The following is a 12,873-nucleotide window of genomic DNA, read 5'->3' on the forward strand; positions in this document are numbered from 1 at the left end:
GGAAGGGGTCGGCTAATGCGAGCCTAACCTTGCTTGCGAGGGCGTGATCTGGCGAGGATGATGAAGGCATGACTAGCGAACGTAGCGACATTGAAGCCGCGATTCATCACCTGCACGAGGCCCACACCGACGAAAAGGTAGGGCAGCGCCTGAACTGGCTTCGTGCCGGTGTGCTTGGTGCAAACGACGGCATCGTGTCGGTTGCGGGTGTCGTTGTTGGTGTTGCCGCGGCGACACCGGGTAACGTTGTCGCGATCATGACGGCGGGTGTTGCTGCTCTGGTTGCGGGCGCCTTCTCGATGGCTGGCGGTGAGTACGTTTCGGTGAGCACACAGCGCGATACCGAGAAAGCGCTCATCGCGAAAGAAGTCCAGGAGCTCAGCGAGCAGCCCGCTGCCGAGTTGGCTGAGCTGACAGGGCTGTACCGCAAGCGGGGGCTCTCCGCGAAGCTCGCGCGTCAGGTCGCGGAGGAACTCACCGCGCACGATGCACTCGCCGCCCACGCCGAGGTTGAACTGGGCATTGACCCTGAAGAGCTGACGAGCCCGTGGCTTGCAGCACTCTCCTCCTTTGTCGCCTTCACCATTGGTGCCCTCATACCTCTGATTCTGGCGATGGTGTCTGGCGACCACACAATCCTGGTCGCGGCTGGGGCGGTGGTGCTCGGTCTGTTCTTGACGGGGTGGATCAGCGCCAGTCTCGGAAGGGCGCCGCTGCTTCCCGCGATCCTGCGGAACGTGCTGATGGGATCTGCGACGATGGTGGCGACGTATCTCATTGGCCTGTTGTTCGGCGTCGCGATCGGGTAGTCCGTCTCTCGGAGACGGAACGAGTTCTGCGCCCACCGAGCTTTTTCCGATCCCAACGATGTAATGTGGAGCCTTGTGCTGACTGAGCTGGAACAATACTCGACGATCCTTCTTTACTCGGCGATGGTCGTGTACGCGATCGCCTTTGTGTTTTACGCCGTTGACCTCGCGAATCGCAGTGGTGACGCAGACATTGTGCAGACGGCCACGCCCGCGAAACAGCCGCGATCCCGCAGTCTGAGGATCGGCTTCTCACTCACGGTGCTCGGGTTCATTCTGCAGCTGGGTGCGACGATTCTGCGTGGTATCGGTGCCGAGCGCGTGCCGTGGGCCAACATGTACGAGTTTGCGCTCACCGCCACCTGCGCGATCGTCTTCATCTTTTTGCTGGTGCAGTTCTTCGTTGACCTGAGGTTCCTCGGTGCGCTTGTCACCGGCATGACCGTGCTGTTCCTGGGTGTCAGCAAGGTGAATTTCTACGTCGAGATCGTGCCGCTGCCGCCGGCCCTCGACTCCTACTGGCTGGTCATTCACATTCTTGTTGCCGTGTTGGCGGTCGGGTTCTTGACGCTCTCGTTTGGTCTCTCGGTGCTGCAGCTCATGCAAACCCGTCGCGAGGCTCAAATCGCGGCCAAGGAGCCCGTCAAGGGGCTCCGCTTCTTGACGAGCCTGCCCACGGCGGTGCGCCTCGAAGACCTGTCTTACCGCGTGGCCATTATCGGCTTTGTGTTCTGGACGTTCACGCTGATCGCGGGATCGATCTGGGCCGAGTCAGCGTGGAGCCGCTACTGGGGTTGGGACACCAAGGAGGTCTGGACCTTCGTTATCTGGGTGCTCTACGCCGGATTCATTCATGCCCGTGCAACACGTGGCTGGCGCGGTACCCGCTCGGCCTGGTTGTCGATCATCGCCTACACCGCGGTTATCTTTAACTTCACGATTGTGAACGTCTTCTTTAAGGGACTGCACGCGTACTCGGGTCTGTAGCCCGGAGCAGATACGACAAGAGCGCAGTTTCGCATCAATCCCTAAGGGGGAAGATACGAAACTGCGCTCTTGTCGTTTAGTGCGGAGAACGCGGAGAACTAGCCCTTGACGACCGGGAATGTGCCGGTCGCGGTCTCGCCGTCATCGTAGATTTCAGAGGGCGGGCCGATCAGCTTCGGGTCGGGTGTGCCGACGACCGAGTGATCCTTGTCCGGGTAATCGAAGCGTGAGAGCACCCAGCGCATTGCCTCGAGGCGCGCACGCTTCTTGTCGTTCGACTTGACCACGGTCCACGGTGCGTGCGGAGTGTCGGTGTAGAAGAACATGGCCTCTTTGGCGGCCGTGTAATCGTCCCACATGTTGACGCTCGCGAGGTCGGTGGGAGAGAGCTTCCACTGCTTCACGCGATCCTGTGAGCGCGAAACGAAGCGCTCGTGCTGCTCCGCCTTGCCCACGGAGAACCAGAACTTCATGAGGTGAATGCCAGAGTTGGTGAGCATGCGCTCAAACTCGGGAGCTGAACGGGTGAACTCGAGGTACTGCTGCGGCGTGCAGTAGCCCATGACGCGCTCAACACCGGCGCGGTTGTACCAGGAGCGGTCAAACATGACGATCTCGCCAGCGGCGGGGAGGTGTGCCGAGTAACGCTGGAAGAACCACTGGGTCTGCTCGCGCTCGGTCGGAATCTCGAGTGCAACAACGCGTGCACCACGGGGGTTCATGTGCTCGGTGAAGCGCTTGATCGCGCCACCCTTGCCCGCTGCGTCGCGGCCCTCAAACAGAATCACGATCCGCTCGCCCGACTCCTTGACCCAGGCCTGCAGTTTCAGCAGCTCGATCTGCAGCTTGCGCTTCTGCTTCTCGTAATCCTTACGAGAGATTTTGGTGTCGTAGGGGTAGCCCTGTCGCCAGGGCGCATCCTTGCCGTTATCTTCTTTGGCGTCTTCGCCGAGCAGCTCACTAATCTCGTCGATTTCAGGAGTGACGTCGACCTGTCCGGGCGTCGCCATGTCGAAGTTGTCAGCCTTCTGAGCAGTGGTTGGTTCGTGTTCCATGGGTGTTCCTTCGTTGTGAGGACCGGCGCGATCACGCACACGCCACCTCTCAGTCTAAGGAATGTGGCGCGTTCTCACAGAATCGTCTGGCAGAATTCTCCAACTCACCATTCAGTGGGGACTAGCGCACGAGTCGCGCGATGGCCGCCGAAACCTCTTCAAGCTTTTCGGTGGCCACCTGTCCGCCCTCGGCGGCGGCCGCGGTGACACAGTGGCTCAGGTGGTCGTCGAGGAGAGCAAGAGCGACCTGTTCCAGGGCTTTCGTCGCAGCAGAAACCTGGGTGAGAATGTCGATGCAGTACTTGTCTTCTTCGACCATGCGCTGCACTCCGCGAACCTGTCCCTCAGCGCGGCGCAAACGCTTGAGCACCTGGTCTTTGTGCTCGATATAGCCGTGCCCGGTGTGTTCGTTTTCGATCGTGTCTGCCATGCCCAGAACCCTACACGCGGTGGCGGTGAAACGCGTAGTCGTTCGCTAGTTCGGGCTTGGCCGCCGTCGGGATCGCAGCACTGTCGCGACGCCTCCGATGACGAGGATGAGTACCGCGGCCCAGATCATGATGTAGATGTACCACTCGCCACCGGTGATGCGTTCACCGATGAGGATCGAAGCTACAACGAGCAACGCCGGTTCGAGGTAACTGAGCAGGCCGAACAGGCTCAGCGTCAGCAGCCGGGACGCCACCACGTACAGCACGAGCGCGATCCCGGTCCACACACCAAACAGGGGAGCGGACCACCACAGCGACGGGTTAGCCTCCATCGCGGTGCCCTGGGTGATTTCAATGGCGACCAGCACAAGCGCCGCCGGCGCGAGAACCAAGAACTCCCAGAACATGCCACCGAGGTGATTGGTTCCCAGTGCTCGCCGCAGCACAAAGTAGACGGGGTACCCGAGACACACCAGCAGGGTCTCCCACGAGATCCCGCCGACCCGGATGAGCTCAAACACCACTCCGGCGGCGGCAACTGCCGCGGCCAACCACTGCCACCAGCTGAGTTTGTCCTTGTAGAGGAACCGCCCGATTACAACAAGCACCAGCGGCAGCAAGAAGTAGCCGAGAGCGACGTGCAGCCCCCGACCGTGCATGGGCGCCCAGGTGAAGACCCAGAGCTGGACCGCGATCAGGAGACCGCAGACGATACTGCCGAGCAACAGAAGCGGCTTGCGACGAATGCGGTGCGCGATCTCGGTGACGAGGTGCCACTGCCTCACGGCAACGAGGGCGAGCACGATGACCGGAATGGTCACCAGGTTACGTACACCCCAGATCGCCTCCGCCGGGGCAGGCGCAAGCATCGGCGTGACAAAATACACGCCCGCGAAGGCGACGGAAGAACCGACGGAAGCGAGCGTTCCGCGAGAACCTCGACTGGGGGAGAGCGTCACGCCTTACAGGTCAATTGCGCCGATAACCTCGCCATAGGGAGTTTCACCCACCGGCTTGAAGCCCATGAACAGAAAGAACTCCTCGGGGCCATCTTCGCCACGCTCCCACAGCACGGTGAGGCGGTCGACGCCCCGGCTGCGAGCCTCTTCGATCAGTGCGTTCACCGCGAAGGTACCGACACCCATCCCCTGCGCTTCTGCGTCGACGTTAATGCGCCACAGCGCCGCACGGAACTCCTCTTGTGCCGCATCAGGATCGAAGTTGCCGTGAATGAACCCGACGACGTGGTCGTTGTCGAGCACCACGCGCTGCCATGCGGTGTGGGCGGGGGTAACAGCCGCTGCTGCCGCGTAGGAGACAGGGGTGATGAACTGTTCCTGTCCCGGCTTCAGGCCCAGCGTATTGACGTGAATGATCGTCGCGGCCGAGAGTTCTTCGAGTCTAAGTTGGCTCATGGTTCCAGGCTAGCGTGTGCGGGCGGAACCGCAAGCACGGGTTTCTGCGAAGAGGCTTAAATTTGCTGACTAGGACTGATACGAGAGCGCAGCACCCACTGCAGCTGCCGAAGAATCTTCGGGCAGGATCCGGATCCGCGAGTTGATTTCTAGGCTCGCTAGGAACGGGGAAACGGCGGCACTCCGGTCAAGGTTTTCACGGATCCCGCTGATCAGAGGTTCGCCGAGCAGGCGAAGCCCACCTCCGATTACAAGCGAGTGCGGATCGAGCGTGAGTACCAGCAACCGAACAGCGGTCGCGGCTCCCGCAATGAGCTGCTCAAGGGCGTGCGTCGCTTCCGGGTCGCCAGCTGCAACAGCGGTCATGAGTAGGTGGCCGCTCGCGTCCGGGCGCCAGAACGATGTCAGTGCCGAACCACTCGCCACCGTTTCGAGGCAACCCTTCTGCCCGCACGGGCACTGCCGCAGCAGCGGATCGATCGCGAGGTGCCCGATCTCACCGGTGATGCCGTGGGCTCCACGGACGGGCAGCCCGTCGATGACGCACCCCGCGGCAAGACCCGTACCGAGGTTGAGGTAGGCGGTGGTTCCCTCCAAGTGCATGAGGTGGGCAGCGCCAATCGCTGCGGCGGTCACATCGTTGTCAATCGAGACGGGAATGCCGAGTCGCTCTTGCAAGAGCGGTCCAAGCGCAAGGCTGTCGATACCGATGTTGTAGGCGTGCTGCACCATACCGAGCTCGTGGTCGATCTGGCCTGGGATCCCGATGCCAAGGGACGTGAACTCGGCGCGATCACGCCCGCTCCGCTCCGTCAGGCCCGCAACCGCGCGCTCGACGGTGTCGAGTAGGCCCTGAGTGCCCTTGAGTGTTGGCAACTGGATCTCGGCCTCAACCTGCCCCGCAGGGTCGAGCGCCAGGGCCACGGTAGATGTACCGCCAATGTCCATGCCGATGTGGGCTTGGTGTGATTCGGTCATGCGGGTGAGTCCTCGATCAGGCTGAGTAGTGCAGAGCCGACGAGTCGTGTAGCTCCGTAACAGGCAAGATCAGCGTACCCCGGCGCGCTGGCAGGCCACCCGGTTTCTACGGCCAGTACGGAAATTTTTGAGGCGCGCAGCGCGTCGATGCCCTCGCGAGCGAACGCGTGGCGATGCAGATCGCGGCCGATGACGATGACACCTTTACTGTCGGCTGCCGACACAGGCCACGGCAGCGGGCTGTGATCGTCAACCGTGAACTGGTCGCGCCGCAAAAAGCGCTCCACCGCGGTCGCCGTCGGGGCCAGCGGATCTTCAACCGCCGCGAATGGGCCCCAGGGCACGCGGCCAACGGCCATGTTTGCTTCGGTCTCAACTCGGATCACTGCTGCTTCTGGATGCGCGGCGATCCAGGCACGTGCGACGGCAACCCCCGAAAAACTCTCCGCGACCCTCGTCAGTTCCAGCTCCGAAATTTCTTGCTGAGCAGCCTCGGCAAGTGCCGCCGCAGAGGGTGTTACCGCGCTCGCCGCTGCAAGTTCTCGCACGCGCTCCTGCGCTTCTTGCACCCGACTTGCGGCGAGCCGGCCGCTTGAGATCGCTTCAATAACGTGGTCCTCAATTTCGCGCAGCTGATCCGGTGTCGTGTGCGCCCCGAGGCACAGCAGATCGCAGCCCGCCCGCAGCGCTCGCACCGCCGCCTCGGGAATCCCAATCTCGCCGCTCGCGCCGCGCATGTCGAGGGCATCGGAAACGATCACCCCGGTGAACCCGAGCTGTTCGCGCAGCAATCCCTGCAGAATCTTTCGGCTCAGTGTCGCCGGGTTTACCGAGTCCAATTGGGGGAGCAAGATGTGGGAGGTCATGATCGCAGGGGCCCCGGCGGCGACTGCCGCCCGGAACGGCGGCAGGTCACGCTCTTCGAGCACAGAGAGGGGAACGTCAACCACTGGAAGGGCAAGGTGCGAGTCCTGTGTCGTGTCACCGTGGCCGGGAAAATGCTTGGGGCAGGCCTGCGCCCCCGTTTGCTGGAGCCCCCGCACCCACGCGGCGGTGTGCTGTGAGGCGAGTTCGGGATCCGCGCCAAAACTCCGGGTGCCAATGACCGGGTTTTCCGGGTTGCTGTTGACGTCGGCATCGGGGGCGAGCGCGAGGTTGAAGCCGGCCCCCAATATGTCGCGGCCAACACGGGCGCCAATCTCGGCTGTGTAGTCAAGATCGTTCATTCTGCCGAGTACGGCGGCGCCCGGGTAGGGCGAGCCCGTGAGGTAGTGCAGTCGGGTGACCTCACCGCCCTCCTCGTCGATGGCGAGGATTGCCCCCGGTGCTGCGTCGCGAAGAGCATTGCCGAGGGCGCGCAGTTGTGCAGCGTCGGCCACATTTTCGCCGTACACGCAGGTTGATTGCAGGCCATCGTTCAGTGCCTCGGTCAGCCACGCTGGCGGAGTGAACCCGGCGAATCCAGGCATGAGCGTTCCGCGGATCGTGCGCCGCAGTGCTTCCGTGTGCACGTCGGTCACCCCTTCACCGCCCCGCTCACAAGGCCGCTCGTCATGCGACCCTGCACGAACAGGAAGAAGATGATGACTGGAACTGCGACAAGCGTCGAGGCCGCCATAACCTCACCCCAGTCGATCGCGCGCGAGGACGACTGCTGAATGAACCCGCGCAGCCACAGCGGAAGCGTCTGGGTTTCGGTGTCTTGCAGGATGACGAGGGCGACGGTGAACTCGTTCCAGGCCTGCAAGAACGCATAGACGCCACTTGCGACGAGACCCGGTGCGAGAAGCGGGAACGTGATCCGCAGGAAGGCCTGCGTGCGGCTGAGGCCGTCGACCATCGCTGCTTCTTCTAGATCGGCCGGCACACCCGCGACAAAACCGCGCAGCATCCAGATGGTGAACGGCACGACGGCCGCGATATAGATGATGCTCACACCGATAACCGAGTTGAGCAGGCCGAGCGATCCCATCAGCTTGTATTGCGCGATAAACATGCCCTCAGCGGGCAGCATCTGAATAAAGAGCACGGCCAGCACAAAGCTGCGGCGCCCCTTGAAACGGAAACGGCTGATGGCGAGGGCCGCCAAAAACGCAAAGATGAGGCAGCAAGCAACCGCGAGCCCGGCGACCGCGAGGCTGATCCCGAGAGCCTGGAAGAAGCTGCCGTCTTCGGTGACGGAAGCAAAGTTCTTGAGTGATCCGCCAATCGGAAGCAGCGTGGGGGTCGTCTGCTCCAGCACCACACTCGGGAGCAGCGAGGAGTTGAGCATCCAGTAGACCGGGAAGACCCAGACGATCGCGATCACAATCGCGAGTATGCCCAGAAGAGTGCGTTTCATTACGACTCATCCTCCTTGAGTAGATTGCGCACGTAGGCCCAGCTCAGCGCGATGGTGAGAAGCAGCACAAAAATTGACATGGCACTCGCCATGGCGAAGTCGCTCGAGCCGACGCCGAGCTTGTAGATGAAGGTGCCGAGCACGTCGGTCTGGCTGGCGATTGAGCCGCGATCCTGCAGCAGCTTGATCTGGGCGAACACTCGGAGATCCCAGATGATCTGCAGCAGCATCACGATACCGATCACCGGCTTGATAATCGGGATGATGATGAAGCGCACCCGCTGCCACGGAGATGCGCCATCGAGCTGAGCTGCCTCAAGCACCTCGTCAGAGACCTGGGTCAGGCCAGCGTAGATCGCAAAGGCCGCGAACGGCACCGACATCCACACCACGATGATGAGGGCGACGGCAAAAAACGAGAGCGGATCCTGCAGCCAGTTGTGGCCCTGGGAGGGGATCCCGAGGTTGGTGAGCAGCCAGTTCACGAAGCCGCGACGCCAGTCGAAGATCCAGTTCCAGATGGTCATCGCTGCGACCACCGGGGTTGCCCAGGCCAGCAGCAGTGCGATCTGCAGGGTGATGCGGATCGGAGTGGAGACCGCCTGCATGAGGAGCGCGAGCCCAATGCCAAACGCCATCGTGACGGCTGCCGTGACCAGGCAGAACGCGACGGATCGGCCGACGACGAGCCAGGTCTCGGGGTTCGAGAAGAGCGTGATGTAGTTGTCGAACCAGACCCACTCCGGTGGCTGCCCGAACTGCTGGGCAAGACCAAAGTGCTGCATCGAAGTGATGAACTGCCAGACGATCGGATAACCGAGGGCAAGAAGCACGATCAGTACGGCCGGCAGCAGCAGGGTGTACGGAGTGAGCAGCCGACGGAGCGGCCGCCGAGGGCGAGGTGGGGCGCCTGTACTCATCGGGGTCCTTATGCTTGCGGTGGGAAACGTGTTGGGGCGGCGCTCGCCGCCCCAACACATGGACTACTTGACGTTCAGCAACTCGTCAAGCTTCGCGTTGGTGTCTTTCGCAAGCTTGTTGAGATCACTTGAATCGCGAATCTGGGCGAAGAACTCCTCCATGATGCCCTTCGACTCGATGGCTGCCCAGCCCGGTGCAGCCGGTGTGAGCTTCGAGTTCGATGCCGACTCGATGAGGGCCTTCGCGAACTGATCGTCACCGAGTGACGAGGTGTACTTCTGGTTCGCGGGGCCGAGACCGTTCTTGCCGAGCATGGTCTGGTAATCCTTGGAGTAGATGATCTTCAGCAGCTCTTTGGAGAGCTCCGGCTCCTTGGTCTTGGCCGAGATGCCGATGTTCGAACCGCCAGCGAAGACCGGGGCGGGCTTGCCGTCGTTGCCCGGCAGTACGAAGGTGCCAAAGGTGTCGTCGTTCCACTCGCGAACGGGGTTGCCGTCCTTGTCCTTCGCCAGATCACCGATTGACCAGTGCGCCCAGCCCGGGGCCATGATGGTTGCGGCTGACAGCGAGACATCGGAGGTCACGTTGCCGTTCTCGTCCTTCACCTGATCCGAGTCGTTCAAGAACTGGTACTGGTTCGCGTCCTTGGCATCGTTCGGAGCCTTAGAGGCCGTCTTGTAGAGCTGCTGCAGCTGCTCCATGCCCTTGATCGACTCGGGTGAATCGAGCGTTGCGACCCACTTGCCGTCCTTCAGCTGTGCGATGTCGCCGCCGTTTGCGAAGATCCACGAGATGCCGTCACGCCAGTCCTGACCACCGAGGTAGAAGCCCGAGAAGTTGTCGATCTTCTTCGGGTTCTTTTCGGTGATGGTCGCCACGTTGGTATTGAACTGGTCGAGAGTTGTCGGTACGTCTACGCCAGCCGCCTTCCACACGTCCTTGCGGTAGAACATGTAGCGCGATCCGAAGTAGTAGGGAAGCGTGTAGTTCTTGTCTTCGAACTTGCCCGCCTCGACGAAGGACTGCAGCAGATCGCTGCCGCCGAGCTCGTCGTACATGTCGCTGACGTCGAGGAACGCACCGACGTTTGTGAACGTTGGCGACTGCGTGTTGCCGATCTCCGTGACGTCTGGAGTGTTGTTTTCGTCGGGCAGAGCCGTGGTCAGTTTGGTGACCAGGTCGTTCCAGTTCTGCTCTTCGATCTTGAGGGTCGCCCCAGTCTTCGCCTTGAACTCATCTTTGAGATACGTGCGCAGTTCGTCGGGGGTGTCACTCCCCGCGAGCCAGAGAGTGATCGACTTGCCCTCGCCGCTCACCTTGTCATCGGACGCGCCCTGACTGCAGCCCGTCAGCAGCATTGCGGAGGCAACGACCGCGGCGGTGATGCCCGTGAGCTTTCGTTTCATGGTGTGTACCTTTCTCTTTGCGTTCCGACGGGTGCCGGGCCGCGGTGTGCGGGGTTGACTGTTGGCCGGGCGGCCGTCAGCTCACCCCAAGCTGTTCTGTGAGTACGATCGCGGTGGCTCCGCGCAGCACCAGGTCTTTGCCCTGGGAGCTTGTGCGCAACACGAGGTTGCTGTGGGAATCAGACATGGTGCGCCGCTGCAGGATCTCGAGCGTCGCCTCGGCGAGTGTGCCCTCGACGAGCTCGGGTGGGCCTGCGAGCACAACCTCCGCGAGGTTGAGTACACCGACAACGGGGGCGAGTGCAATGCCGAGCCGCTGGCCCGCCTCGCGGAGAACTCGTTCGCGATGCTCGGGTGCATTGGCGCCGTCGGATCCAGTGTTTCCCTCGAGCGCTCGTGTGAGCGCGGGAACCGACAGCCAGTGCTCCAGCACCTGCTCGCGCGAGTAGGGCGCTTCGAGACCGAGATCCGTGCCGACCATCACCTGGCCGATCTCACCTGAGGCGAAGTGGGTGCCGGTAACGGGGCGCCCACCGATGATGAGCCCTGAACCGACACCGTCACCAATCGCGATAAGGATGAAGTTGTCGCTGGAGTCGCCGTAGCTGTATTCGGCGAGGGCCGCCACGTTTGCGTCATTCGCAACCACGGTGGGCAGGCCGGTCCGCTCCTCGAGAATGGCTTGGAGCGGCAGATCATCCCACGCGAGGTTTTGTGCGGTGCGCACAACACCCTCATCGTCGACCACACCCGGAGTGCCAACTCCGAGGCCGAGCAGAGAGATTGCGGGATCAACCTGCTGCTGCAACTGCAGGGCAAGGTTTACGGTGAGCGAGCACGCCTCGTCTCCGACCGCGCCGTCGTTGGTCGCCTCGGCCCGGGCGAGCACCTCGCCCGCGATGGTCATGACGGCTCCGCGGAGCCGGCGGTGATCGCTGAGATCGAGAGCGAGAACCGCGTGACTGTCGCGCGCAAGATCGACGAGCGTAGCTGGTTTTCCGGGACGCTGTGATTCTTGATGACCGAGCTCGCGCAGGAGGCCCTCGTCGATAAGCTCGGCGACCAGACCCGAGATGGTGACCTTAGTGAGGCCGGTTGCGCGGGCGAGGTCGGCTCGACTGAGCGGATCCGAAAGATAGAGGGTCTGCAGCACGAGTACACGATTGTGCTGTTTGGCGTCACCGGGAGTTGCCTTGAGCGCCGTGCGCGGCGAGCCAGCGCGAAACGCTGCCCCGGCCGAGCGCGTGCGCCTGTCGGAGTTCTGGTGCTGCGATGCAACCTTCATAAGAGTTAGTAAAGCTAACGAACTAAATAATTGCAAGTCCGTTGTTTCGCGCCGAGGCCGTGTTACGCTGACCCCGACCGGTGGATCACGGCGATCCGCAGGGCATCAACTCTTCACAATGGATCGTCCGACACGTACCTGTCGGTGAGAGGAATACCATGGCGTCAGTAACTTTTGAGGGGATCTCGCGCACCTATCCCGGTGCAAAATCTCCGTCAGTCGAGGACCTGAACTTAGAGATCGGTGACGGCGAGTTTTTGGTTCTCGTTGGCCCGTCGGGGTGTGGCAAATCCACCACACTGCGTATGCTCGCGGGGCTCGAAGACGTTGATTCGGGCCGGATCCTGATCGGTGATGGGGACGTCACAAGCACACCCCCGAAGGATCGCGACATCGCGATGGTGTTTCAGAACTACGCGCTGTACCCGCACATGACGGTCGCCGAAAACATGGGCTTCGCGCTGAAGATTGCGGGCGTCGACAAAGATGAACGCGCGGCGCGCGTCGGTGAGGTCGCCAAGATGCTCGACCTTGAGTCTTTTCTTGATCGCAAGCCGAAGGCCCTCTCGGGTGGGCAGCGGCAGCGAGTCGCAATGGGGCGAGCTATCGTGCGTCAACCGCGGGTGTTTCTGATGGACGAACCCCTCTCGAACCTGGACGCGAAACTGCGCGTACAAACCCGCACCCAGATTGCCTCGTTGCAGCGCCGGCTCGGTGTGACGACGGTGTACGTTACCCACGATCAAACCGAGGCACTGACGATGGGGGACCGTATCGCCGTGCTGAAAGAGGGAAAGCTGCAGCAGGTTGGCACGCCGCGTGAGTTGTATGAAACCCCCAAAAATGTGTTTGTGGCCGGGTTTATTGGCTCGCCAGCCATGAATCTTTTTGCGTCGAAGGTCTCGGACGGCGGAGTGGCTTTTGGATCACTCACGGTGCCGGTCGAGCCGGGTGTTCTTGCGCGATCCTCAGGGGAGTCGGTGACGATCGGGGTGAGACCAGAAGACCTGGTCGTTGCTGGTTCGGGGGAGCCCGGTCTCGACATCGTCGTTGACCTCGTGGAAGAGCTCGGCGCGGACGGGTACCTCTACGGGCACACGGTTGGAGAGCGCGTAGATATTGTGGTGCGCGTGGACGGGCGTAATCACCCGGCGGCTGGAGAGACCGTGGCGGTCGTGCCCAACCCGAGCACGTTCACCTGTTCGACGGGGAGAGCGGTGACCGGCTGGCCCGGTAACCGGTTCC

At 62.1% G+C, this 12,873-nt stretch carries 12 protein-coding genes and 1 pseudogene; 3 read left to right on the plus strand and 10 right to left on the minus strand.

From position 1 onward, the window contains the following. The first annotated feature begins 68 nt into the window (after positions 1-68). Both G7068_RS12370 and ccsB read left to right on the plus strand, forming a co-directional pair. Positions 69-809, plus strand: a complete 741-nt coding sequence (locus G7068_RS12370) for a VIT1/CCC1 transporter family protein (protein WP_166292243.1) — start codon at positions 69-71, stop codon at positions 807-809. A gap of 63 nt (positions 810-872) precedes the next feature. Further along, entirely contained in the window at positions 873-1,796 is a 924-nt protein-coding gene (gene ccsB / locus G7068_RS12375; RefSeq protein WP_166292244.1) for a c-type cytochrome biogenesis protein CcsB, read from the plus strand. A 98-nt stretch (positions 1,797-1,894) separates the two neighbouring features. On the opposite strand, the gene ppk2 is transcribed toward ccsB, so the two are convergent. The 10 genes from ppk2 to G7068_RS12425 all read right to left on the minus strand — a co-directional run bounded on the left by ppk2 (position 1,895) and on the right by G7068_RS12425 (position 11,628). Next, positions 1,895-2,806, minus strand: coding sequence for a polyphosphate kinase 2 (gene ppk2, locus G7068_RS12380; protein ID WP_244304823.1), 912 nt, complete (start codon positions 2,804-2,806; stop codon positions 1,895-1,897). A 166-nt stretch (positions 2,807-2,972) separates the two neighbouring features. Next, positions 2,973-3,281, minus strand: a complete 309-nt coding sequence (locus G7068_RS12385) for a metal-sensitive transcriptional regulator (protein ID WP_166292246.1) — start codon at positions 3,279-3,281, stop codon at positions 2,973-2,975. A 45-nt stretch (positions 3,282-3,326) separates the two neighbouring features. Continuing rightward, positions 3,327-4,241: an EamA family transporter RarD gene (gene rarD / locus G7068_RS12390; RefSeq protein WP_166292247.1), complete on the minus strand. Its 915-nt coding sequence runs from the start codon at positions 4,239-4,241 to the stop codon at positions 3,327-3,329. A 3-nt stretch (positions 4,242-4,244) separates the two neighbouring features. Further along, positions 4,245-4,697: a GNAT family N-acetyltransferase gene (locus G7068_RS12395; protein WP_166292248.1), complete on the minus strand. Its 453-nt coding sequence runs from the start codon at positions 4,695-4,697 to the stop codon at positions 4,245-4,247. 69 nt (positions 4,698-4,766) lie between these two features. Continuing rightward, positions 4,767-5,675: an ROK family protein gene (locus G7068_RS12400; RefSeq protein WP_244304484.1), complete on the minus strand. Its 909-nt coding sequence runs from the start codon at positions 5,673-5,675 to the stop codon at positions 4,767-4,769. Beyond that, positions 5,672-7,195, minus strand: coding sequence for a glycoside hydrolase family 3 N-terminal domain-containing protein (locus G7068_RS12405; RefSeq protein WP_244304486.1), 1,524 nt, complete (start codon positions 7,193-7,195; stop codon positions 5,672-5,674). Before G7068_RS12405 ends, G7068_RS12400 begins: the two co-directional genes overlap by 4 nt. Next, positions 7,192-8,016 carry a carbohydrate ABC transporter permease gene (locus G7068_RS12410; RefSeq protein WP_166292249.1) on the minus strand — a complete coding sequence of 275 codons (825 nt, stop codon included), beginning with the start codon at positions 8,014-8,016 and terminating at the stop codon, positions 7,192-7,194. Before G7068_RS12410 ends, G7068_RS12405 begins: the two co-directional genes overlap by 4 nt. Continuing rightward, positions 8,016-8,936 carry a carbohydrate ABC transporter permease gene (locus G7068_RS12415; protein ID WP_166292250.1) on the minus strand — a complete coding sequence of 307 codons (921 nt, stop codon included), beginning with the start codon at positions 8,934-8,936 and terminating at the stop codon, positions 8,016-8,018. The genes G7068_RS12410 and G7068_RS12415 overlap by 1 nt, the downstream gene beginning before the upstream one ends. 63 nt (positions 8,937-8,999) lie before the next feature. Next, a complete protein-coding gene (locus tag G7068_RS12420) occupies positions 9,000-10,343 on the minus strand; it encodes an extracellular solute-binding protein (RefSeq protein ID WP_166292251.1) in 1,344 nt (447 codons plus the stop codon). Positions 10,344-10,419: 76 nt separating this feature from the next. Beyond that, the gene (locus G7068_RS12425; RefSeq protein WP_166292252.1) at positions 10,420-11,628 is read right to left on the minus strand and encodes an ROK family transcriptional regulator; all 1,209 of its coding nucleotides are present in this window, start codon (positions 11,626-11,628) and stop codon (positions 10,420-10,422) included. Between the two features lie 158 nt (positions 11,629-11,786). Between G7068_RS12425 and G7068_RS12430 the strand changes: the two are divergent. Beyond that, positions 11,787-12,865, plus strand: a pseudogene (locus G7068_RS12430) (ABC transporter ATP-binding protein). Positions 12,866-12,873: the final 8 nt, after the last annotated feature.

This window comes from Leucobacter viscericola (genome assembly GCF_011299575.1).
GTDB classification, from domain to species: Bacteria; Actinomycetota; Actinomycetes; order Actinomycetales; family Microbacteriaceae; genus Leucobacter; species Leucobacter viscericola.